Raw genomic sequence first — 23254 nt, forward strand, 5'->3', positions numbered from 1 at the left:
CGAAGCCCCGGACCGCCTGGTCCGGGGCTTCGCTGACAGCAGCGATCAGAAGTTGATCATGTGGCCTTCGAGGCCGTGGAAGGCTTCTTGGAGAGCCTCGCTCAGGGTGGGGTGGGCGTGGACGTTGCGGGCCAGTTCCTTGGTGGTGAGGTCCCACTTCTGGGCCAGGGTCAGCTCGGGCAGCAGCTCGGTGACCTCGGGGCCGATCAGGTGCGCGCCGAGGAGCTCGCCGTACTTGGCGTCGCTGATCACCTTGACGAAGCCGGTCGGGTCGCCGAGGCCGTGCGCCTTGCCGTTCGCGGTGAACGGGAACTTGGCGACCTTGACGTCGAAGCCCTCCAGCCGGGCCTCCTCCTCGGTCCACCCGAAGCTGGCGATCTGCGGCTGGCAGAAGGTCGCCCGCGGGATCATCTTGTAGTCGAGCTCCATCGTCTCGTGCCCGGCGATGGTCTCGGCCGCGACCACGCCCATCGCCTCGGCCGCGTGCGCGAGCATCAGCTTCGCGGTCACGTCGCCGATCGCGAAGATGTTCGGCATGTTGGTTCGGCAGAAGCCGTCGATGCCGATCGCGCCACGCTCGGTCAGGTTGACGCCGATCTTGTCCAGGCCGTAGCCGTCGACGCGCGGCTGGAAGCCGATCGCCTGCAGCACCTTGTCGGTCTCCAGTGTCTGCTGGCTGCCGTCCTTGCCGGTGACGGTGACCTTGACCTTCTCGCCGGAGTCGTCGATCGAGTCCACCCGGGTGCCGGTCAGCACGTCGACGCCGAGCTTCTTGTAGGCCCGGGCCAGCTCCTTGGACACCTCGGCGTCCTCGAGCGGCATGACCCGCTCCAGGAACTCGACGATGGTGACCTTCACGCCGTAGTTGGCCAGTACATAGGCGAACTCGACGCCGATCGCACCGGCGCCGGCGATCACGATCGAGCCCGGCAGCTCCTCGGTGAGGATCTGCTCCTCGAACGTCACCACCCGGTCGCTCAGCTGGGTGCCCGGCAGCAGCTTGGTGGTCGCGCCGGTGGCCAGGATGCAGTTGTCGAAGGTGACGGTCTCCGAGGAGCCGTCGTTCAGCGTGACATCGAGGGTGTTGGCGTCGGTGAACGAGCCCCAGCCGTCGAACTCGGTGATGTTGTTCTTCTTCATCAGGAAGTGGACGCCCTTGACCCGGCCGTCCGCGACCTTGCGGCTGCGCTGCACCGCGGTCGGGAAGTCGAAGCTGACCTCGCCGCTGATGCCGAAGGTCTTCGCCTCCGCCCGGAAGATGTGCGCCAGCTCGGCGTTGCGCAGCAGCGCCTTGGACGGGATACAGCCCACGTTCAGGCAGACACCGCCCCAGTACTTCTTCTCGATGATGGCGGTCTTGAGGCCGAGCTGGGCAGCGCGGATCGCCGCGACGTACCCACCCGGACCCGCGCCGAGGACAACAACGTCAAAGTGCGAGGCCATGGTGTGAACTTTAGTGGGTCGCACCAGCCGTTCTGACAGCACGGTCGGGCACTGTGGCCTGGCTCATGGTCACGTTCTGTCGACCAGGGTTCCGTCGGCACCGTTAGGCGCCTACGCTGGGCACGCGCGGGGGCCGTCTCCTCCCGCGCGCGTGAGGAGACGACGAGGGGGCCTGATGGTTCTGGGGAGCCGTCGGGGGCTGCGGTTCGCGGCACTCGGCACACTGCTGGCAGCGGTAGCGCTGCCGGCGTACGCCGACGACCCGACACCCCCACCACCCGCGTCCGTCACCGACGTGAACCGCTCTCTCGAGCAGCTCCAGGCCGAGGCCGCCGCGGTCCAGGCCGACTTCGCCAAGGCGACCATCGCCTACACGACGGCGCTCAAGGCCGCGCAGGCCGCGGAGGCCGTCGCGAAGAAGGCGGAGGCCAGCGCGACCGTGTCCAAGGGCAAGGCGGACACGGAGCGTCGCCAGCTCGGGCTGCTGACCGCGCAGGCCTACCAAATGGGAATCCCGACCGTGCTCGGCACCGAGTCGATGCTGTGGTCGCTGGCCCCGATCGCCGAGAACCTGCAGGAGATCGCCGACCGGCAGACCGCCATCACCCAGCTCGGCAGCACCCAGGTCTCGCAGTACCGGGCCGCGATGGAGGCCGAGGCCGAGTCCAACCGGCTGACCGCGGACGCCGCCACCAAGCGCGCCGCCGCGAACGAGGCCGCCGGCAAGGCGAAACAGCTCAGCGAGGAAGTGCAGCAGAAGGCTGCCCAGGCGGCGTCCGCGATGGAAGGCCAGGTCGCCGATCTCGACGGTGCCTCCGAGCTGTCCAAGCAGCTCCAGGTCGCCCGCAACCAGCAGGCACTGATCCGCTGGAAGACGTACCTGACCGAGCTGGCGACCGCGAAGGTCACTCCCCCGGCCGCCGCCGTCCTGAAGAACCCGGCCAAGCTCCCGACCGGGCTGCGGCCGCTCACCCGCCGGGGCGCGCCCGTCGCCGGTGTCGCGTCCGTGGTCGACGGTGGCCGGGCCGTCCGGGTGCTGTCCGCCGAGACCATCCGCGCGGTCAACCAGGCCTTCAGCCTGCTCGGCAAGCCGTACGGCGTGGCCGCGACCGGCCCGGACAAGTACGGCTGCCTCGGTGCGGCGCGGGTCGCGTGGCAGCCCTACACGACGCTCCCCAACCTGGTCGGCAAGGTCTACCCGGACTACCAGGCCGTGCCGACGGCCCTGGTCCAGCCGGGCGACCTGCTCGTGATGGGCAGCAAGTCGCTCGGACTCGTCCACATCGGCGTCGCCCTCGACAACGGCGAGATGATCGCCGCCGACGAGGCGAAGGGCTCGGTCGTCGTCACCGCCGTCCCGGACAACCTGTACGCCGCCCTCCGCCCGACTCTCGGCGCGCCGGCCAAGCCGCAGGTCGCGCCGGTCGCCTCCTCCGGCGCCGTCGCCTTCCGCTGCGGCAACACCGCGACGTCGTACAACGTCGGCTCCGGCGCCTGGACCTGGCCGCTGGCCGACGGGGCCTACGAGATCGGTACGCCGTTCGGTCAGGCCGGGTCGCTGTGGTCGACCGGCTTCCACACCGGCCAGGACTTCCCCGCCGCCGTCGGTACGCCGGTCCGCGCGGTGACGTCCGGTGTCGTCCGGGTCGAGCACCCGGCCTGGGCCGGGAACCTCGTGCGTATCGACCACGGCAACGGCCTGGAGACGCTCTACGCGCACCTCAGCAGGATCGACGTCGCCGACGGCCAGCAGGTGAGCGCCGGCCAGCGGATCGGCGCCGTCGGCACCGAAGGCAACTCGACCGGGCCGCATCTGCACTTCGAAGTCCATCTCGGCGGCGAACCGGTCAACCCGATGCCGTTCCTGGCCACCGGCTCCGCGAGCATCGGCTGGGGTGGCTACAGCAACGGCATGATCCCGGCGAGCAAGCTGTGCACGATCGGGTTCGGCGGCCACCTGCTCCGGTGCGACGCGGCGGCGGCGTACGTGCGCCTGGCGGCCGCCTACCGCGCCCAGTTCGGCAGGACCCTCTGCATCACCGACTCGTACCGCTCGTACTCCTCCCAGGTCGACCTGTACGCACGCAAGCCGTCACTGGCCGCACTCCCGGGGACGTCGAACCACGGCTGGGGTGTCGCGGTCGACCTGTGCGGCGGCATCGATCGGTACGGCACAGCGCAGTACCAGTGGATGAAGTCGCACGCTCCCGCCTTCGGCTGGGTGCACCCGGGCTGGGCGGATCAGGGCGGCAACCGCGAGGAACCGTGGCATTGGGAGTTCGGGAACCCGGCCACCGCGTAGTCTTGGTTCGTGGCCGAGCAAGAGAGTCCCGACCGCACTGATCACAACATCACCCTGGACGCGAAAGACGACCGGTGGGAGTGGCGGCGCCGGATCCGGGAGAACCCGAAGAAGCTCCTGTTCTACCGGATCGGGGTGGGGGTGGTCGGTGGTCTGCTGATCATCGCGGCACCGCTGACCGGCTGGCTGCCGGGCCCGGGCGGAATCCCGTTGTTCATCGCAGGCCTGGCCGTACTGTCCAGTGAGTTCGAGTGGGCCCAGCGCCTGCTCTACCGGGTGAAGGACTGGGTCAAGGCGCTCACCGCCTGGACCGGCAAGCAGCCCGCCTGGCTGAAGGCACTCGGCACGGTCGCGCTCTTCCTCTGTGTGATCGTCGCGCTCTGGCTCTACCTCGCCGTGCTCGGGGTCCCGGGCTGGTTCCCGGACTCCTGGGAGTCATTCCTGGGCAAGCTCCCGCTGCTCGGCTGAGCCATAGTCCGGCAGCTCGATGAGGTTGCTCATCTTCTGGGCCATCTTCAGCATCTGGTTGAGGAAGAACCGGGTGTCGAGCATCCGGTTCCGCGCGGTGATCCCGAAGCGGGTGGCCGGCGCGAGGAACTGACCCGCCCGGCTGCCGTCCTGCGTCGCCGAGACGGCCTTGCGCAGGCGTGCCTCGTACCGCTCGAACGCGACCCGGTGGTCGTTGCCCGCCCGCGCCAGCTCCCCCGCCAGGATGTACGCCCCGACCACCGCCGTCCCGGTGCCGAGTGCTCCGAAGGTGGCGCCGTACCCGGCGTCGCCGAGCAGCACCAGCCGGCCGGACGACCAGCGATCCACGTGCACCCGGCTGATCGAGTCGAAGTACAACTCCGTTGCCGTCGGCAACCCGTCGAGCAGCGTGGGGACGTGCCAGCCGACGTCCGCGAAATGCTCGCGAATCAAGGCCTTCTGCTGGTCCAGGTCGCGCCGGTTGTAGCTCAACTCGGGTGACTTGAAGACGAACAAAGTCTGCGCCAGCGCCGGGTCACGCCGGTCCTCGCCCACACTGGCCAGCTTGCCCGGCACGTTGTAGTTCAGCGAGTCGCCCGTGACGCCGAGCGTGTTCGGCACCTCCCAGCCGGCCACGTAGTACCCGTGATGACGCTCGGTCACCCGCTCCGCCGGCCACGCGAGCCGGCGTACGACCGAGTGGATCCCGTCCGCGCCGATCACCAGGTCGTACGTCTCCTCCCGCCCGCTCTCGAACCGCACGTCCACACCACCGGGGTGCTCACGCAGGCTCGCGATCGAGTCACCGAACCGGTACGCCGCTGTGCCGCGACTGTGCTCGTACAGCACCCGGGACAGGTCGGCCCGGAGCACCTCGAGCTCACCGCCCGCGAACTCGATCGGCAACCGCATCAGTTGCCGTCCGGACTCGTCGACGAACCGCATCGCCGTACCGCCCGTCTGGAGCGCCCGCAGATCCTCGAGCACGCCCATCTTCCGCAGCACCTCCTTGTTCACCTCGCCGCGGAAGTCCACCGCGTATCCGCCCTTCCGCAGCGCCGGCGCGATCTCGACCACGGTCACGTCGTGACCGGCCCGTCCGAGCCACAGCGCCACCGACGGGCCTGCCACGCTCGCACCCGATACCAGAACCTTCATCGCATCCTCCCGATTAATTGTGTCCGCCGGACACAGTAATGTGTATGGTAGACACAGTTCAAGCCGACACGGAAGGACCACCGATGACCGAGCTGCTCTGGGGCACCCAGCCGGCGCCGAGCCGCGGCCCGAAACCGGCGGTCACGCTGGCCGGGATCGCCGGGGCCGCGATCCGGATCGCCGACGCCGAGGGGCTCGACGCGGTCTCGATGCAGCGGATCGCCGGGGAGCTGCCGGTCACCAAGATGGCGCTCTACCGGTACGTGCCGGGCAAGACCGAGCTGATCGCGGTGATGAGCGACCTGGCGATGGGTCCGCCACCGGAGCGCCTGGGCCTACCGTGGCGCGAGGCGCTGTTCACGTGGGCGATGGACCTGTACGAGGGATTCACCCGGCACCCCTGGCTGCTGCAGTCGACCATCGGACGCCGCCTGCTCGGGCCGAACGAGCTGGCCTGGATCGAGCGCGGCGTCGCGGCGCTCGCCGACTCGGGCCTGCGCGGCGGCGAGCAACTCGACTCGATCCTGGTCATCACCAGCCACGTGCGGAACATCGCCCAGCAGTCCACCACCTTCCCCGGTCACAGCGTCGGCCTCACCGAGGAGGAGGTGACCCGGTCGCTGGCCGGGATCCTCAGCACCGAGGCCGAGCGGTTCCCGAACCTCACCGCGGCCATGCGCACCGCGGCCGGCAGCGAGAACCAGGGTCTCGAGTTCGGCCTCGACCGCATTCTCGACGGCCTCGAGCTGCTGATCAGCGGGCGGAAGGACTGAGCTTCTTCGAATTGAAACGTTGCCGATAGGCCGACGCACTGAGCCCGTAGTGGGACTTGAATCGGCGGGCGAAATAGTTCTGGTCCGGCCAGCCGACCGACTCGCCGATCCGGTTGATCGGCAGGTCCGTGTGCAGCAACTGCTCGGCCGCGAGCTCCACGCGATGCCGGGACAGGTAGGCCATCGGCGGCAGTCCGGTGACCGACTTGAACAACCGGACCAGATACCCCGGCGCGAGATGCAGCGCGTCCGTCAGCTCGGTCAGCGTCCACGGCCGGGCCGGATCGGCCTCCATCATCCGCATCGCATCCAGTACGGCGGGATGGGTCTGCTCGCGTCGTTCGTCGCCCTCGCCGACCGTCCGCGCGACACAACTCAGGAACAGCGACAGCCAGCCGATGACCTCTCCGCGATGCCGGCTCAGCGGCTGGTTGCGCAACTGCCGCAGGCCCTCGAGATGGCGGACAGCCTCTTCCAGAGTGGCCGGATCGAGATGCGTGGAGAGGATGCCGCGACGTTGCGCGGAGAACGGCCCGGTCCACAACAGGTAACCCAGTAAGGGATCTTCGCGCGCCCACGCCAGCTCGTGCCGAACAAGATCGGCCGAGAAACAACAGTTGTACACCTCGAGGGCGCGGCACTCCTGGTACTCGTGCCACACCCCGGGCCGCAACAGGATCGCATCGCCGACCCGCAGCCGCTGCCGGCCGGCCAGGCTGTGATGGACGCCTTCGCCACCGATCACCAGGGCCAGCTCGAAGAAGCTGTGCGTATGCAGCGGATGGGAGTCTTCGTGCACGTGAGGACCGGCGTGCACTGCCGTCCCTTCGACGAAGTGCAGCACCGTCCCGCGGGTCCTCACCGGCTCGTCGGCCATGCCTCACGATACGGGCCGAGGTGCATTTTGTGCTACCACGAGTGCACTCCGGGCTAGTGCCGGAGGACTACCGGCCGCAGGATCGGGGAACAGGCGAAACGTCCCCGCCATCAATCCGCAACAGAACGCGATGTTTTGTCAGAGCACCCAATGAATCGTTTCACTCGCCGGTAGGAGTCACATGTCGAACCTCGCCGCACCCACGTCTCTCCGCTTCGAGCATCAGGCCGCCCCCGTCCTGGGTATCGGCACCGCGACACCACGGTTGTCCTGGCAGGTCCCGGCCGCGGACGCCGGCTACGCGCAGACGGCGTACGAGGTGGAGATCACCACGGGCACGACGCAGGCCTACACCGTCCAGTCCCCCGACCAGGTCCTGGTGCCCTGGCCGGGCGACCCGCTCGCCTCCCGCGAGTCCGCGCAGGTCCGGGTGCGCGTCCGCGGCAACGACGACTGGAGTGAGTGGAGTGAGCCCGCGACCGTCGAGGCCGGTCTGCTCGACCCGGCCGACTGGACCGCGCGGTTCGTGAGCCCGCGGGACAACGCCCTCGGCTCCCCCGCCCCGCTGGTCGCCGGTGCCGCCGATCTGCCCGCCGGGATCGTGAAGGCTCGCCTCTACTCGACCGCGCACGGCGTCTACCGCGCCGAGCTCAACGGCGAGCGGGTCGGCGACGAAGAGCTCGCGCCCGGCTGGACGGCCTACCAGTACCGGCTTCGCTACCAGACGTACGACGTGACGAGCCTGGTCCGGGACGGCGCGAACCGGCTGGAGTTCCTCGTCGGCAACGGCTGGTACCGCGGCCGGCTCGGCTTCCAGGACCAGAGCCAGGTGTACGGCACCCGCCTCGCCGTCCTCGCCCAGCTCGAGGTCACCACCGCCGACGGGCAGGTCCACACGTTCGGCACCGACGACAGCTGGACGACCCGCGAGAGCGCGATCACGGCCGACGACCTGTACGACGGCCAGAGCACCGACCTCCGCCGTACGCCGGGAGCGGCCGGACCGGTCGACGTCCTCGACGCCGACCTCGGCCTGCTCGTCGCCCCCGACGGACCGCCGGTCCGGATCACCGAGGTCGTGCCCGCGGTCGAGATCAGTACGTCGCCGTCCGGCAAGACCCTCGTCGACTTCGGCCAGAACGTGGTCGGCCGGGTCCGGCTGACCGTCCGTGGTGGCGCCGAGGGCGACCAGATCGTCCTGCGGCACGCCGAGGTGCTCGAGAACGGCGAGCTCGGCGTCCGCCCGCTGCGGACCGCCAAGGCCACCGACACCTACGTCCTGGCCGGATCCGACGAGGTCACCCTCGACTCGCCGCTCACCTTCCACGGCTTCCGGTACGCCGAGGTCACCGGCGTCGGCGACCTGCGCAAGGAGGACCTCGAGGCGATCGTGGTCGGCAGCGACCTGCCGCGGACCGGCTGGTTCGACTCGTCGCACGACCTGCTGAACCGGTTCCACGAGAACGTCGTCTGGGGTATGCGCGGCAACTTCGTCGACGTCCCCACCGACTGCCCGCAGCGCGACGAGCGGCTCGGCTGGACCGGTGACATCCAGGTCTTCTCCCCCACCGCGAGCTTCCTGTTCGACACCGCCGGCTTCCTCACCAACTGGCTCGCCGACCTGGCCGCCGAGCAGCAGAAGGACGGCTCGGTGCCGTACGTCGTCCCGGATGTCCTGAAGAACAAGGCGCCCGCCACCGCGGCTTGGGGTGACGCGGCAACGATGGTCCCGTGGGTGATCTACGAGCGCACCGGCGACGCCGCCCTGCTGGCCCGGCAGCTGCCGAGCATGCGCGCCTGGGTGGACAAGATGGCCGACCTGGCCGGCGGCGATCTGCTCTGGTCCGGTGGCTTCCAGTTCGGCGACTGGCTCGACCCGACCGCGCCGCCGGAGAACCCGTTCCGCGCCAAGGCGGACCCGGACGTGCTCGCGACCGCGCATCTGGCCCGCTCGGCCGAGGTGGTCGCCAAAGCCGCCGAGGTCGTCGGCGACACCGAACTGGCCCGCGAGTACGCCGACCTGGCCGCCCGCGTCCGGCAGGCGTTCGCCGGCGAGTACACCACCGAGGGCGGCCGGGTATTGAGCGACGCGGCAACCATCTACGCCCTGGCGTTGCAGTGGGCGCTGCTGCCGACCCCGACCCAGCGCGAGCGGGCCGGCGAACGCCTCGCCGACCTGGTCCGGACGTCGGGCTTCCGGATCAGTACCGGATTCGTCGGGACGCCGCTGATGGCCGACGCGTTGGCCGATACCGGACATCCTGACCTCGCTTACCGCCTCCTGCTACAGACAGGCTGCCCCTCTTGGCTGTACGCAGTGACGATGGGCGCGACGACGGTCTGGGAACGCTGGGACAGCATGCTGCCCGACGGCAGCATCAACCCCGGTCAGATGACGTCGTTCAACCACTACGCACTGGGTGCCGTCGCGGACTGGATGCACCGCCGGGTGGCGGGCCTGGCCCCGGGCGACCCCGGCTACCGGACGATCGACGTACGCCCGCTCTTCACCTCGCACCTCACCAAGGCCTCGGCCAAGCACCTCACGCCGTACGGCGAGGCCGCGGTGGAGTGGACGCGGTCCGGCGGCGAGGTCCGGCTCAGCGTGACCGTGCCGGTCGGGTCGACGGCGAAGGTCGCCGTACCCGGTGAGAGCGAGCCGGTCGAGGTCGGGCACGGCACGCACGCATGGACCGCGACGGACCCGTACGGCGAGACTCCCGCACTGCCCGCCGGACCCACCGTCCGGCAGCTGATGGACCACGAGCCCAGCTGGGACACCTTCGTCGCGGCGGCCGTGGAGACCGAGGTCGTCACCGACGACGCCGACCTGGCCGCGCGGCTCGAGCGCTACCTCGACCTGCCGGCCGGCCAGCTCGTCGACGCGATCAGCCGGCGGGACTTCTCCCCCGCGGCCCAAGCCCTGCAGGCGAAACTCGATGCCCTGCTCGACAACTGATCCCTTCCACCGATGTCCGCCCCGCTGCAGATGCCCTGAAGAAACACTCCCTTGGAGGTCAAGATGACGTTCCGCCCTGGCACGAGAGGACTGGCCGTCATTGCCGTCTGCTCGCTCGCCCTGACCGCGTGCAGCGCGGGCAGTCTCGGTTCCAGTGACGACGCGGGCGGGGGCTCGGTCGAGATCACGTACCTGACCACGAACCAGGATCAGGACGTGAAGGAGGCCGAGCAGCTCGCCAAGGACTTCCACGCGAAGAACCCGACCATCACCGTCAAGGTGGAGACCCGTCCCGGTGGCACCGAGGGCGACAACATCATCAAGACCCGGCTGTCCACCGGGGACATGGTCGACGTCTTCAACTACAACACCGGCTCGCTGTTCAACGCGATCGCACCGCAGAAGAACCTGCTGTCGATGAACGACGAGCCGTGGGTCGCCGACCTGGACGACAACTTCAAGAAGACCGTGACAGCCGACAACCAGGTGTACGGCGCACCCGTCGGCGGCTTCATGGGCGGCGCGGTGCTCTACAGCATCCCGGTCTACACCAAGCTCGGGCTGCAGGTGCCGACGACCTGGGCCGAGTTCATGGCCAACAACGCCAAGATCAAGGCCGCCGGCGGCGGTGTCGCACCGGTGATCCAGACCTACGGCGAGACCTGGACGTCGCAGCTGTTCGTCCTCGGCGACTTCCACAACGTGGCCGCCGCCGAGCCGGACTTCGCCGACAAGTACACCGCGAACCAGGCGAAGTACGCGACGTCGCCGGCCGCGCTCAAGGGCTTCGAGCACACCGAGGCCGTCCACGACGCGGGCTACGAGAACAAGGACTTCGCCTCGGCGAAGCTGCCGGACGGCCTCAAGATGCTTGCCACCGGCAAGGGTGCGCACTACCCGATCCTGTCCGGTGTGGTGGCGAACATGATCGCCACCTACCCCGACGCGGCCAAGACCGTCGGCCTGTTCGCGCTCCCTGGTGACGACGCGAGCAAGAACGGTCTGACCCTGTGGACCCCGGGTGGTCTGTACATCCCGAAGACCACCGAGGGCGACAAGCTGGACGCGGCCAAGAAGTTCATGGCCTTCGTCGCCAGCCCCGACGGGTGCAAGTCGCAGTCCGAGGCGGGCGCGCCGACCGGTCCGTACGCCGTCAAGGGCTGCACGCTGCCGGACGACGTACCGCAGGCGATCAAGGACATGCAGCCGTACCTCGACAAGCCGGGCGCGTCCAGCCTGGCGCTGGAGTTCCTCTCGCCGGTGAAGGGCCCCTCGCTGGAGCAGATCACCGTCGAGGTCGGCTCCGGCATCCGGAAGGCGAAGGACGGCGCCGCCCGGTACGACGAGGACGTCAAGAAGCAGGCCCAGCAACTCGGACTGGCGGGTTGGTGAGGTCGGTGACCATCACCTCCTCGGCTCGTCCGCGCGCTGGCGCTGACGCGACCCCGGCCGCTTCGGCGGCCGGGGGGAAGGTCTACTCGCCGTACTCGTTCTGGTTCTACCTGCCGACCGCGGTGATCTACACCGTCCTGTTCCTGGTGCCGACGTTCGCGTCGTTCTACTACAGCCTGACCCGGTGGAGCCTGTTCGAGTCCAAGTTCATCGGGCTGGAGAACTTCGTCACGTTCTTCCAGGAGCCGGCCCTGGTCAAGGGCTTCACCAACACGCTGATCTTCGCCGTCGTGACGTCGGGCTCCAAGGTCGTGCTCGGCCTGCTGCTCGCCGTCCTGCTCACCTCGCAGATCGTCGGCCGCGGGTATCTGCGCTCGGTGGTCTTCTTCCCGGTGCTGGTCAGCACCGTCGGCGTCGGCCTGCTGTTCCAGGTGCTGATGAATCCCGAGCGCGGCATCATCAACGGCGCCCTGGGCGTCCTCGGCATCACCGGGCCCGGGTGGCTGACCGACCCGAAGTGGGCGCTGATGTCGATCGCCGCCGTCGACGTGTGGAAGGGCGTCGGGCTGGCGACCCTGATCTACATCGCCGGGATCGTGTCGATCCCGCGCGAGTACATGGAGGCGGCCCGGGTGGACGGCGCCGGCTCGTGGGAGACGTTCCGCCGGATCGTGCTGCCGCTGTGCAAGCCGGCCACCGTGACCGTCATCATCCTGTCGCTGATCGGCGGCCTGCGGTCGTTCGAGCTGATCTGGGCGATGACGCGTGGCGGCCCGGGCTTCACCTCGGACGTGATCTCGTCGGTGATCTACAAGCAGTACCAGGCCGGGTTCTACGGCCTGTCGACGGCCGGCAACGTGATCCTGTTCCTGGTGGTCACCGCGATCATCCTGCCGCTGTCGTGGTTCCTGAACCGCAAGGAGGTGGACCTGTGAGCACCGCCGAGCTCGTCAACCACAGACCCGGCCGCAAGTACCTGCTCAGCGCGGTCGCGATCGTGTCCTCGATCGTGGTGTTCATCATCCCGTTCGCGTTCATGGTGATGACCGCGGTGAAGGACCGGACGCAGGCCGCGGACCTCGACTTCGCCTGGCCGCACCAGTTCCGGTTCGTGCAGAACTTCGTCGAGGTGGTCCAGGCCCGCGACTACATGCTGGTGATCGCCTTCATCAACAGCACGATCCTGACCGTGGTCAGTGTGGCCGGGATGGTGGTGCTGGCGGCGATGGCCGGGTTCGTGCTGCAACGCCGCAAGAGCAAGTGGAACGGCTTCATCAACTTCCTGGTGCTGTCCGGGCTGATCATCCCGCCGGCCGTCGTACCGACGATCTGGGTGCTGCAGAAGCTGGGGCTGTTCCGGACCATGCCGGGGCTGATCCTGATCGAGATCGCGTTCGGGCTGTCGTTCTGCATCCTGCTGTTCCGGGCGTTCGTCGCGACCATTCCGAAGGAGCTGGACGAGGCCGCGATCATCGACGGGGCCGGGCCGTTGCGGTTGTTCTTCCGGGTCATCTTCCCGCTGCTCAGATCCGTCATCATCACCGTCGTGGTGGTCCAGTCGGTCAACGTGTTCAACGACTTCGTGAACCCGCTGTACTTCCTGCCCGGTGACAAGAACGCGACCGTCCAGCTGACCCTCTACAACTTCTCGGGCCAGTTCAGCACGCAGTACAACCTGCTGTTCATGGACATCCTGCTGATCACGATCCCGCCGCTGATCATGTTCCTGTTCTTCAACCGCCAGATCGTGGCCGGGATGACGTCGGGGGCGATCAAGGGGTGAGCGCGGCGGGCAGGCGCTCGGCGAGTTGCTGGTAGTCCTGCAGTGAGTTGTAGGCGTGGGCGGAGAGGCGGATGTAGCCCCGGCCGCCGAAGCCGGTCAGGGTGATCTCCGCCTTCAGGTCGCGGGACACGCGCTCCTTGATCGCTTCGCCCGCGCCGAGGTCGACGCTCGAGGGCAGCTCGACCAGGCGCATCGTCGGCGCGGGGTGGGCGACCTCCGCCACCCCGGTGCCGAGCGCCTTCGCCACCACCTTGGCGCCCTCGTCGAGCATCGCGCTCAGCTGCGCACGGCGTACCGGCCAGTCGAGCTCGGCCAGCACCCGCAGGGACTCGGGCGCGGCGATCCAGGGCGTGTAGTCGTACGTGCCCTGCATGTCGAAACGCTCCGGCAGGCGCTCGTCGTACTCCGACCAGGACACGATCAGCGGAACCGTTGCCGAGCGCCACTGCTCGGCCACCACCAGCCCGGCGGTCGCGCGCGGCGACGCCGGCCACTTGTGGAAGTTGCCGGTCCAGAAGTCGGCGCCGTCGGCCGCGGGGGCATCGATCAACGCCGGGGCGTGCGCACCATCCACCACGACCGGGACACCCCGGTCGTGACACACCTCGACCAGGGCCGCGATCGGGAACACCGCGGCGGTGCCCGAGCTGATCTGGTCCACGATCAGTACGGCGGCGTCCTGCAGCTCGGCCGCGATCAGCGCCACGACCGTCTCGTCGTCCGCCTCCAGCGGTACGTCGACCACGACCACGTCGGCCCGGTGGATCCGTGCGAACCGCTCGGCGGCGTACCGGACCGCGCCGTACGCGTGGTTGGTCAGCACGATCCGGCTGCCCGCGGGGATCGGCAGCGTGGCGAGCGCGGCCGTGACGCCGGCACTCGCGTTCGGCACCAGCGCGAAGCCCGCCGGATCGGTCCGCAGGTACGACGCCAGCTCGAGGCGGCTCGTGGTCAGCTGGGCCGCGACCGAGCGGAACCACGCCATCGGGTTCACCTCGGTCGCGGTCCGCAGGGCAGCCAGCACGTCCTGGGTCCGCCGCGGCACAGCGCCGTACGAACCGTGGTTGAGGTGCAGGACCTCGGGGTCGAGGGTCCAGAGGTCGGGGCGGGGGGTGAGTAGCGTCACCACCCAAACGGTACATACTTCCTGTCGTGTATCCCTACCTCGACCACGACGGGCCGATCGCGATGGCCCATCGGGGCGGCGCGCTGCACCCGGACAACATCGGCTACGAGAACTCGATGCACGCGTTCCAGAACGCGGTGGACCTCGGGTACCGCTACCTCGAGACCGACCTGCACGCCACCAGCGACGGCGTCGTGATCGCCTTCCACGACAGCAAACTGGACCGCGTCACCGACGGGACCGGGGTGGTCGCCGAACTGCCGTGGTCGGAGGTGAGCAAGGCCCGGATCAACGGCCACGAGCCGATCCCCCGGCTGGACGAGCTGCTCGAGCACTTCCCGGACATCCGGTTCAATCTCGACATCAAGGCGGAGAACGGTCTGCAGCCGGCCGCCGACGTCCTCCGTTCGGCCGGCGCGATCGACCGGGTCTGCGTCTCGTCGTTCTCCCAGTCCCGGGTCCGGCGGATCCGCAAGCTGCTCGGTCCCCGCCTCTGCACCGGGTACGGCGAGTGGGAGATCGTGCTGATCCGGTTCCTCCCCTTCGCGGTGGCGTCGAAGGGTGCGTGCCTGCAGATCCCGCAGGGGTACGGGCCGCTCCGGGTGCTCACGCCCGGGCTGATCAGGCGAGCGCATGCCCGGGGCAAGCAAGTCCACGTCTGGACCGTGGACGATCCGGCCCGGATGCGGCGGATGCTCGACGCCGGGGTGGACGGCATCATCACCGACCGGACCGATCTGCTCCGCGACGTCCTGATCGAGCGGGGCGAGTGGCACTGAAGTGTTATCCGCGGGTACGCCGCGAAGTCCCCGGGACCTGACACACTTCCGCGCATGGGACTTCTCTCCGCCCCGGCTGCGGTGGACAAGCGCGAATACTGGGGTTTCAGTCTCTACGACTGGGCGAACTCCGGCTATGTGACCACAGTCGGCACGGTGCTGTTCGCGCCGTACCTGACCTCGGTCGCCGAGCAGGCGGCCTGCGGGTACGTCGGGACCACGGACAAGCCGTGCCACACCAACCTCGACATCCTCGGGGTGGGGATCTCCCCCGGCTCGCTCGCCTTCTACGTCGTCACGGTGGCGACACTGGTGTCGGCGTTGTTCCTGCCCGTGGTCGGGGCGATCGCGGACCGGCTGACCCGCAAGAAGCTCCTGATGTGCGCGTTCGCCTGGACCGGCGCGCTGGCCGCCTGCTGCATGGTGTTCGTCGGCGGCGGCCGCTGGGCGCTCGGCGCGCTGCTGTTGTTCATCGGCAACCTGTGCCTGGGCTCGTCTCTCGTCGTGTACGACTCGATCCTGATCGACATCGCGCCACCCGACCAACGCGACGCCGTCTCGTCGCGAGCCTGGGCGTTCGGGTACGCCGGCGGGTTCATCCTGCTGCTGGTCAACCTGGGCGTGGTCACCGCGCACGATGCGTTGGGGCTGAGCCAGGGCACCGCGGTTCGCCTCAGCCTGCTGAGCGCCGGGCTGTGGTGGGGGTTGTTCACCTTCTTCCCCTTCGTCCGGCTGCGGGACCGTCCACCGACCAGCGTCGTCCCGGTGCGGAGCGGGAGTCTGGTGCGGCAGAGCTTCGGGCAGCTGTCGGCGACGCTCAAGCACATGCGCAGCTACCGGATGACGCTGCTCTTCCTGGTCGCGTACCTGTTCTTCAACGACGGGATCCAGACGGTCATCTCGGTCTCCTCGACGTACGGCGAGAAGCAGCTCGGGTTCGAGACCCAGATCCTGATCGCGACGATCCTGCTCGTCCAGTTCGTGGCGTTCTTCGGGGCGCTGGCGTTCGGCCGGTTCGCCCAGCGGTACGGCGCGCACCGGACCATCTCCGGCGGCCTGGTGATCTGGATCGTGATCGTGATCGCCGGGTTCCTGCTGCCCGCCCGCCAGATCGTCCCGTTCCTGGCCATGGGCGCCGCGATCGGCATCGTCCTCGGCGGCACCCAGGCGCTGTCCCGGTCGGCCTTCAGCCAGCTGATCCCGAAGGGCCGCGAGGCCGAGTACTTCTCGCTCTACCAGGCCGGCGAACGCGGCACCTCCTGGCTCGGCACCCTGGTCTTCGGCCTGGTCCACCAGATCACCGGCTCCTACCGCCCGGCCATCGTCGCCCTCGGCCTGTTCTTCGTCGTCGGCCTGATCCTGCTGTCCCGCGTCGACATGCGCCGGGGCATCACCGAAGCCGGCAACGCCCAGCCCACGATCGTCTAGCCCACCATCATCTAGCCCGGTACGACGGAGCCGACGAGCTTCCGGACGTCCTCAAAGGTGGGGCGTTCGCCGGTGCGGTCGGCGAACATCATGACACCCCTTCGCGCAGCCCGCCTCGGTGGTCACCGCACGACTCGTCAGCGCCTCCGGCCCGTCCCGGAGCAGGACCCGCTCGGCCGCGTCGAACAGCTGCTCGCGGGCATCCCGCAGCGCCACACCTGTCGAGGCGGTCGTCGCGGGTGTGCCCGGGCGGGACGTCCTGGACGTCGGCTGCGGCACCGGGATCACCTCCCGGCAGTTCCAGGCGGCGGGGTGCCGGGTTCTGGGCGTGGATGTCGACGAGCGGATGGCAGAGTTCGCCCGGGGTACGGGCGTCGACGTCGAGGTGTCGCAGTTCGAGTCGTGGGACGCGGCCGGCCGGACCTTCGACGCGGTCGTCGCCGGCATGACCTGGCACTGGATCGATCCTCGCGCCGGAGCAGCGAAGGCAGCCCGGGTACTCCGGCCGAACGGCAAGCTGGCCGTGTTCTGGTACGTCCTCCAGCCGCCGGGCGAGCTGCGCGAAGCGTTCGCCGCCGCCTTTCGCGACGCGCTCCCCGACCGCGCGGTGAGCCCCCGGGTCGCCGCCTCGCCACTCGGTGCCTACGAGCGGTTCATCGACGGAGCGGCCGAGGGCCTCGCCGCGACCGGTGTGTTCGGCAGCTTGGAGCGGCCGACGTTCCCGTGGAGTCGCACGTACACCCGCGACGAGTGGCTGGACCAGGTCCGGACCGGCGGGAACGCGAGCCAACTCGCGCAGGCAGGCAAGCTCGACGAGATCCTCTCCAGACTCGCAGACGCCATCGACGCCGTCGGTGGCGGCTTCACCATCGACTCGGTCGCCGTCGCGCTCACCGCCACCCGGAACTGACGTGCGCCCGGCCGGGGTGCTGGCCGGGCGCACGGATCGTGGGAACTAGCGGGACGAGGGGGTGGCGCCCGGGTTGCGGAAGCCGCCTCCGAAGGCGCCCTGGCGGACGGTGGTCGCGGTGATCGAGCCATCGGCGCTCTGGCCGCTGACGACGACCTGCTCGCCGGCCTTCAGGTCGGCGGCGGTCCCCTTGGCGGTGATCTCGTACGTCGTGTCGCCGGTGAGCTTCACCGTGACGTTGCCGTTCTGCGTCTTCACCACGAGCTCGGTCGCCGTCGCCGACACCACCGTGCCGATCGCCGCGCCACCGCCCTGACCGCCGCCACCCGGGAACTGGCCCTGCCCGGCGCCGTTCTGGCCCCGGTAGCCGCCGTACCCGCCGCCGAAGCCACGGCCGCCGGCCTGCGGCTGGTTCGACGTACTGTCCGAGGCGAAGGCCGCGTGCAGGCCCGCGCCACCGGCCAGGCCTACGGCCAGGACCACGATGCCGGCCAGGATCGCCGTCGCCAGCGGGAGGTTGAGGCTCTTCTTCGGCCTCAGCGCCGAGTCGACCTCCTCGTCGGACCCGATCTGGGCGAAGTCGTCGGGCGTTTGGTTGGACATCGGAGAGCCTCTTTCACTCGTGACGTAGTGCATCGATGGGACGAAGACCGGCGGCTCGGTGCGCCGGCATGCTGCCGAAGAACAGGCCGACCGCCGCGGACACGCCGAGCGCGAGTCCGATCGACGACGGCACCAGCACCGGCTCCACACCGGCCAGCTGGAAACGGGTGACGATCAGCGCCACGCCGACCCCGACCGCGCCGCCGATCAGGCTGAGCAGGGTCGCCTCGATCAGGAACTGGCCGAGGATCGTCCGGCGTCTGGCCCCCAGCGCCTTGCGGATGCCGATCTCGCGGGTCCGCTCGGTGACGGTGACCAGCATGATGTTGGTGACCCCGATCCCGCCGACGACCAGGCTGATCGCGGCGACGGTCGCCAGCAGCGCGGTGAACGTCGCCGCGGTGTCCTGGCTGGTCTGCAGGATCTGTGCCGAGTTGGTGATCCGGAACGGCGAGGTCTGGTCGGCCGGCACCTGGTGCCGCGCGGTCAGCAACTGCGTGACCTCCGCCTGCGCGGTGTCGACGCGATCGGTGGCCGCCGCCTGGACCACGATCTGGCTGAGTGCGCCGTATCCGGCCTGGGTCGCGCGGAGCGTGCTGATCGGCATGATCGCGGTCGCGTTCGGATCCGAGAACCCGGTGCTGTCCTTGCTCGCCAGCACCCCGCGAACGACGAAGTCGATGGCGCCGAGCTTGATCGTCTGACCGACCGCGCTCGCGGGCCGGGTGAACAGCTCGGTCGCGGTCGTCTGCCCGAGCAGGACGACCCGTTCGGAGTTGTCGACGTCCTGCTGGGTGAAGGACGCCCCGATCCCGACCGGCGTGTTCGTGGCCGGCAGGTACTCCGGCGTCGTACCGATCACCTGGCCCACCGTGTAGCTGGTGTCGCCGTTCGTCGCCGTCGTACCGCTGCTCGTCATCACCGGAGCGACGGCGGACACGTCAGGTGCCAGCCGATCGTCGGAGAGCGCGGCCACGTCGTCGAGGGTCAGGCTGTACTGCTGGGCCGCCGGCCCGGCCTGGCCGCGCTGGAAGCCGCCGCCACCGCCGGTCGTGGACACCGTGAGCAGGTTGGTGCCCATCGCCTCCAGCCGGGCCTGCACGGCCTTGCCCGAGCCGTTGCCGACAGCAACCAGGACGATGACCGCGCCGACGCCGATGGAGACGCCGAGGATGGTCAGCAGGGAGCGGAGCTTGTTCGCGTTGAGACCGCGCAGGGCGGCCCCGAACAGGTCGCGAGGTGACATCAGCGGGTCACCTCGTCGGCGACGATCCGGCCGTCCGCGACCTGGATCAGCCGCCGGGCCCGGGCCGCCACCTCGTGCTCGTGGGTGATCACGACGACCGTCCGGCCGTCGGCGTTCAACTGGTCGAACATGTCCAGCACCTCGTCGGTCGAGTGCAGGTCGAGATTGCCGGTCGGTTCGTCGGCGAGCAGGATCCGCGGTCCGGTCGCCAGCGCCCGGGCGATCGCCACCCGCTGCTGCTGACCGCCGGACAGCTGGTTCGGCCGGTGGCCGGCCCGGTCGGACAGGCCGACCAGCTCCAGCGCGCGGCCGGCCCGCTGCCGCCGCTCCGCGCGGCGCTGGTGGGCGTAGGTGAGCGGGAGCTCGACGTTCGCGAGCGCGGTGGTCCGCGGGATCAGGTTGAAGGACTGGAAGATGAACCCGATCTTGCGGCCGCGGACGAGGGCCTGCTGGTCCTCGGTCAGCCGGGCCACGTTGCTGCCGTCCAGCCAGTACTCGCCCCGGCTCGGGACGTCGAGGCAGCCGAGGATGTTCATCAGGGTCGACTTGCCGGATCCGGACGAGCCCATCACCGCGACGTACTCGCCGGCCCGGACCTGCAGGGACACCCCGCGGAGCGCGTGGACGGCGGTCTCGCCGCTGCCGTACGTCTTGGTGACGTCCCGGATGTCGATCAGGACGTCAGCGGCCACGGTTACCCCCGCCCGTGCCGACGCCCGGGAACTGGCCGCCGCCGGCGCCGGCGAACTGCCCCTGACCGAACTGGCCCTGCCGGCCCTGGCCGGTCTGGTTCGTGGTCCCGCCGATGGTGCCCTGGAGCAGCTCGATCCGGTCGCCCTCGTTCAGGCCGGAGACGATCTGGGTGTAGCTGTCGCCGCGGACGCCGATCTTCACCTCGCGGGTCCCCGAGCCGTCGGCCATCGTCACGGTGTACGTCGTACCGCTGGTTGCGACCGCCGTGGTCGGGACGTAGAGGGCGTTGGTCGCCTTCGCGGTCTGGACGGTCACGTTCGCGGTCTGGCCGATCCGCGCGTTCGCCGGGAGCTTGGCCAGCGAGAAGGTGGCCGAGTAGGAGACGACGCCGTTGGTGGTGGTCGGGACCGGCGAGACCGAGGCCAGCGACGCGGTGAGCGTCGTACCCGGTTCGGCGTTGAGCGTCACGGTGGCCGACTGGCCGGCCTTGATCTTGATCGCGTCCGCCTCGGCGAAGGCCGCGACGACCTGGAGCGCCTTCAGGTCGGAGATGTCGACGAAGCCGGAGCCGGAGGAGGTCGTCGTACTCGAGGTGCTGGACCCTGAACCTTGACCTGAGGTCGAGCCTGAACCACTGCCGGAGCCTGACCCCGATCCGGAGCTCGAGCCGCCGGTGACGGAGCCGACCGAGCCGTTGATCGCGGTGATCGTGCCGGCGATCGGCGCCTTCAGCGTGGTCGCGTCGACCGCGGCCTGGGCCCCCTCGACGTCCTGGTCTGCCTGCTCCTTGTCCGCCTTGGCCCGGGCCAGGCTCGCCTCGGCGTTGCTCACGGCAACTTCCGGGTTCTGGGTCTGGCCCTGGTTCTGGCTCTGCTGCTGCCCGTTGGTGGGCGTCGGGGTCGGCGAGGCGGAGGCCTCCTCCGCGGCCTGCTCGGCGTCCTCGGCGTCGTCGAGCGACTCCTGCGCGGCGGTGACCGAGTTGGCCGCCGCGATCTGGTTCTGGTCGGCGATCCGGAGCTGGCGCTCGGCGGCGGACGGGTCGACCTTCGCGATCGCGGCGCCCTTGGCCACCACCTGGCCGACCTTCACCAGGATCTGGGTGACCGTGCCCGAGGTCTCGAACTGCGGTGACGCGGTCTGGGAGCTCTGCAAGGTGCCACTCGAGCTGACGCTCGCGGTCACGTCGCCACGGGCCACCTCCGCCGTCGGACGCGTCGCGCTGGCGGCCGGCGGATCCTTGCGGAAGAACAGGAAGTAGGCGGTGATGGCGATGGCCAGGACGATGGCCACCAGGGCCACATTGACGAAGCTGAGGCCACGGAGTTTGTGGCGGGGTAGCACCATGGGAGCAGACGCTAGGGCGGTTTGCTGAGGAACTGATCCTCGATTCCTGGCAACTGCCTGTGAACTGTGCATCGGTTCGGTGCGTCGTACCTCGGTCGGTTCGCGACACACCGTGAGGTGTGAACGCGCGATGACAGGGCGTCACGACGGTGCTGTCAGGTGCGTACAGAGGGCTCGGGCATGCCAAAATGGGAATGATCCGGGCCGGCCGACCGTTGGCACGGATGACGATCTCGGAGGTTTGACATGTCTAATCGCGTACTGCGTGGTTCGGGGCTGGGTGGGGTCAGCTTCGAGGATGACCGCGGCGTCGAGTTCGCTCCGCGCCAGATGATCACGTACGACTGCCCCCGCGGCCATGTGGTCGAGGTCACCATGGCGCACGACGCCGAGGTGCCCGCGGTCTGGGAGTGCCCGCACTGCGGCAGCGAGGCCGCCCGGTCGACCGGCGAGAAGCCGGAGCCGAAGCAGGAGAAGCCGGCCCGTACGCACTGGGACATGCTGCGCGAGCGCCGCAGCATCAGCGAGCTCGAGGAGCTCCTGGCCGAGCGCGTGGAGCTGCTCCGCAAGGGCGAGATCGGCCCGGCGCACCTGCACCGCACCAAGCGCACCGCCTGATTCACGGCCCCGACGGGCTCTCACCGCAATGGCGCAGTGGGAGCCCGTTTTTCATGCCCGTTTCCTGCCCGGTTCCTGCCCCGTTCCTGCCCGGAGAGGTGTCCGACGTGATCACGACTGCCATCACCGCCGAGCTCCTGCGCGGCGCGCTCGACCTGGAGCCGACTTCTCGCGGCCTGCTGCCGCATCGGTTGCCGGGGTGGGCGCGGAAGCAGTACGACGACGGGCAGCTGGAGATGGCCGAGTCTCAGCCGTCCGGCGTACGGCTCGTGTTCGGGACCCGGGCGACGGTCGTGGAGCTGGAGACGCTGCCGACCAAGCGGGAGTATGTCGGGGCTCCCCCGCGGCCGGATGGTGTTTACGACCTCGTCGTCGACGGGAAGTTGACGGCGCAGGCAACTGCCGCGGGTGGTGATGTCATCACGATCGACCTGGTCACCGGGGCGGCCGAGCGCCGGCCGGGTGAGTCGGCCACGCTGCGTTTCGACGGACTGAGCGACGTACCGAAGACCGTCGAGATCTGGCTGCCGCACAACGAGACGACCGAACTCGTTGCCCTGCGCACCGATGCTCCCGTTGAGCCCGTGGCCAGTGGCCGGCGGGTGTGGTTGCATCACGGCAGCTCGATCAGCCACGGGTCGGACGCCACCAGCCCGACCGCGACCTGGCCGGCGCTGGCCGCGGCTCAGGGTGGGGTGGAGCTCATCAACCTCGGCTTCGCGGGCAGCTCGTTCCTGCAGCCGTTCGTCGCCCGGACCATCCGCGACACGCCCGCAGACCTGATCAGCCTGAAGCTCGGCATCAACATCGTGAACACCGACTCACTCCGGCTCCGCAGCTTCACCCCCGCCGTCCACGGCTTCCTCGACACCATCCGCGACGGCCACCCCGACACGCCGCTCCTGGTCATCTCCCCCATCCTCTGCCCGATCCACGAGGACACCCCCGGCCCCACCGGCTGGGACCTCTCCGCCCTCGCCGAAGGCCAACTCCGCTTCACCGCGACGGGCAACCCCGAAGAGATCCCCGCCGGCAAACTAACCCTCTCCGTCATCCGCACCGAACTCGCCCGCATCATCGCCCAACGAGCCGCCGAAGACCCCCACCTCCACTACCTCGACGGCCGCCTCCTGTACGGCGCCCCCGACAACGCCGCCCACCCCCTCCCCGACGACCTCCACCCAGACGCCGAAACCCACCGGGTCATGGCCACCCGCTTCACCACCCACACCTTCACCCCCAAGTCCCCCTTCGCAGCAACCGTGGACTAACCCACGCGTGCTACGCAGCCGCTCCTCCGTCGCGCCCGCTACGCGCGCTCCCACCCACCCGAAGCACCTAGCAGGCTGCCG

At 69.5% G+C, this 23254-nt stretch carries 20 protein-coding genes; 12 read left to right on the plus strand and 8 right to left on the minus strand.

The genetic code is table 11. From position 1 onward, the window contains the following. Positions 1-45 precede the first annotated feature (45 nt). Positions 46-1443 carry a dihydrolipoyl dehydrogenase gene (gene lpdA / locus ACZ6O0_RS01600; RefSeq protein ID WP_465762862.1) on the minus strand — a complete coding sequence of 466 codons (1398 nt, stop codon included), beginning with the start codon at positions 1441-1443 and terminating at the stop codon, positions 46-48. A 175-nt stretch (positions 1444-1618) separates the two neighbouring features. On the opposite strand from lpdA, the gene ACZ6O0_RS01605 reads away from it, so the two are divergent. Together ACZ6O0_RS01605 and ACZ6O0_RS01610 are read left to right on the plus strand one after the other, a co-directional pair. Then, entirely contained in the window at positions 1619-3745 is a 2127-nt protein-coding gene (locus ACZ6O0_RS01605; protein WP_465762863.1) for a peptidoglycan DD-metalloendopeptidase family protein, read from the plus strand. 9 nt (positions 3746-3754) lie between these two features. After that, a complete protein-coding gene (locus ACZ6O0_RS01610; RefSeq protein WP_465762864.1) occupies positions 3755-4213 on the plus strand; it encodes a PGPGW domain-containing protein in 459 nt (152 codons plus the stop codon). Here the strand turns inward: ACZ6O0_RS01610 and ACZ6O0_RS01615 are convergent. Next, a complete protein-coding gene (locus ACZ6O0_RS01615; protein WP_465762865.1) occupies positions 4181-5371 on the minus strand; it encodes an FAD-dependent monooxygenase in 1191 nt (396 codons plus the stop codon). The two genes, ACZ6O0_RS01610 and ACZ6O0_RS01615, sit on opposite strands and share 33 nt — an antisense overlap. Before the next feature lie 83 nt (positions 5372-5454). Here ACZ6O0_RS01615 and ACZ6O0_RS01620 point away from each other — a divergent pair, with 83 nt between their 5' ends. Further along, the gene (locus tag ACZ6O0_RS01620; RefSeq protein ID WP_465762866.1) at positions 5455-6144 is read left to right on the plus strand and encodes a TetR/AcrR family transcriptional regulator; all 690 of its coding nucleotides are present in this window, start codon (positions 5455-5457) and stop codon (positions 6142-6144) included. Here the strand turns inward: ACZ6O0_RS01620 and ACZ6O0_RS01625 are convergent. Beyond that, a complete protein-coding gene (locus ACZ6O0_RS01625) occupies positions 6125-7021 on the minus strand; it encodes an AraC family transcriptional regulator (protein ID WP_465762867.1) in 897 nt (298 codons plus the stop codon). The genes ACZ6O0_RS01620 and ACZ6O0_RS01625 overlap by 20 nt on opposite strands. 181 nt (positions 7022-7202) lie before the next feature. Between ACZ6O0_RS01625 and ACZ6O0_RS01630 the strand changes: the two genes are divergently transcribed. The 4 genes from ACZ6O0_RS01630 (at position 7203) to ACZ6O0_RS01645 (ending at position 13155) form a co-directional block, all read left to right on the plus strand. After that, on the plus strand, positions 7203-9980 hold the full coding sequence (locus tag ACZ6O0_RS01630) for a family 78 glycoside hydrolase catalytic domain (RefSeq protein WP_465762868.1): 2778 nt from the start codon (positions 7203-7205) through the stop codon (positions 9978-9980). Between the two features lie 63 nt (positions 9981-10043). Next, entirely contained in the window at positions 10044-11372 is a 1329-nt protein-coding gene (locus tag ACZ6O0_RS01635; protein ID WP_465762869.1) for an ABC transporter substrate-binding protein, read from the plus strand. Positions 11373-11377: 5 nt separating this feature from the next. Then, on the plus strand, positions 11378-12307 hold the full coding sequence (locus tag ACZ6O0_RS01640) for a carbohydrate ABC transporter permease (RefSeq protein WP_465762870.1): 930 nt from the start codon (positions 11378-11380) through the stop codon (positions 12305-12307). Then, positions 12304-13155: a carbohydrate ABC transporter permease gene (locus ACZ6O0_RS01645; protein ID WP_465762871.1), complete on the plus strand. Its 852-nt coding sequence runs from the start codon at positions 12304-12306 to the stop codon at positions 13153-13155. The genes ACZ6O0_RS01640 and ACZ6O0_RS01645 overlap by 4 nt, the downstream gene beginning before the upstream one ends. On the opposite strand, the gene ACZ6O0_RS01650 is transcribed toward ACZ6O0_RS01645, so the two are convergent. Then, entirely contained in the window at positions 13145-14281 is a 1137-nt protein-coding gene (locus tag ACZ6O0_RS01650; protein ID WP_465762872.1) for an aminotransferase class V-fold PLP-dependent enzyme, read from the minus strand. The genes ACZ6O0_RS01645 and ACZ6O0_RS01650 overlap by 11 nt on opposite strands. Positions 14282-14307: 26 nt before the next feature. On the opposite strand from ACZ6O0_RS01650, the gene ACZ6O0_RS01655 reads away from it, so the two are divergent. The 3 genes from ACZ6O0_RS01655 to ACZ6O0_RS01665 all read left to right on the plus strand — a co-directional run bounded on the left by ACZ6O0_RS01655 (position 14308) and on the right by ACZ6O0_RS01665 (position 17398). Continuing rightward, positions 14308-15060, plus strand: a complete 753-nt coding sequence (locus ACZ6O0_RS01655) for a glycerophosphodiester phosphodiesterase (RefSeq protein ID WP_465762873.1) — start codon at positions 14308-14310, stop codon at positions 15058-15060. 54 nt (positions 15061-15114) lie between these two features. After that, positions 15115-16488: an MFS transporter gene (locus tag ACZ6O0_RS01660; protein WP_465762874.1), complete on the plus strand. Its 1374-nt coding sequence runs from the start codon at positions 15115-15117 to the stop codon at positions 16486-16488. A gap of 118 nt (positions 16489-16606) precedes the next feature. After that, positions 16607-17398, plus strand: coding sequence for a class I SAM-dependent methyltransferase (locus ACZ6O0_RS01665; protein WP_465762875.1), 792 nt, complete (start codon positions 16607-16609; stop codon positions 17396-17398). Positions 17399-17443: 45 nt separating this feature from the next. Here ACZ6O0_RS01665 and ACZ6O0_RS01670 read toward each other — a convergent pair whose 3' ends face one another. From ACZ6O0_RS01670 to ACZ6O0_RS01685, 4 genes are read right to left on the minus strand one after another with little or no spacing between them, the layout of a single operon-like run. Continuing rightward, positions 17444-18001, minus strand: a complete 558-nt coding sequence (locus tag ACZ6O0_RS01670) for a hypothetical protein (RefSeq protein ID WP_465762876.1) — start codon at positions 17999-18001, stop codon at positions 17444-17446. Between the two features lie 13 nt (positions 18002-18014). Next, a complete protein-coding gene (locus tag ACZ6O0_RS01675; protein ID WP_465762877.1) occupies positions 18015-19247 on the minus strand; it encodes an ABC transporter permease in 1233 nt (410 codons plus the stop codon). Further along, positions 19247-19939, minus strand: a complete 693-nt coding sequence (locus tag ACZ6O0_RS01680; RefSeq protein WP_465762878.1) for an ABC transporter ATP-binding protein — start codon at positions 19937-19939, stop codon at positions 19247-19249. The genes ACZ6O0_RS01675 and ACZ6O0_RS01680 overlap by 1 nt, the downstream gene beginning before the upstream one ends. Then, positions 19929-21284, minus strand: coding sequence for an efflux RND transporter periplasmic adaptor subunit (locus tag ACZ6O0_RS01685; RefSeq protein WP_465762879.1), 1356 nt, complete (start codon positions 21282-21284; stop codon positions 19929-19931). Before ACZ6O0_RS01685 ends, ACZ6O0_RS01680 begins: the two co-directional genes overlap by 11 nt. Before the next feature lie 246 nt (positions 21285-21530). On the opposite strand from ACZ6O0_RS01685, the gene ACZ6O0_RS01690 reads away from it, so the two are divergent. Together ACZ6O0_RS01690 and ACZ6O0_RS01695 are read left to right on the plus strand one after the other, a co-directional pair. Next, on the plus strand, positions 21531-21902 hold the full coding sequence (locus ACZ6O0_RS01690; RefSeq protein WP_130448290.1) for an RNA polymerase-binding protein RbpA: 372 nt from the start codon (positions 21531-21533) through the stop codon (positions 21900-21902). 107 nt (positions 21903-22009) lie between these two features. Then, positions 22010-23173, plus strand: a complete 1164-nt coding sequence (locus ACZ6O0_RS01695; protein WP_465762880.1) for a GDSL-type esterase/lipase family protein — start codon at positions 22010-22012, stop codon at positions 23171-23173. Positions 23174-23254: the final 81 nt, after the last annotated feature.

Source organism: Kribbella sp. NPDC048837, from assembly GCF_055586945.1.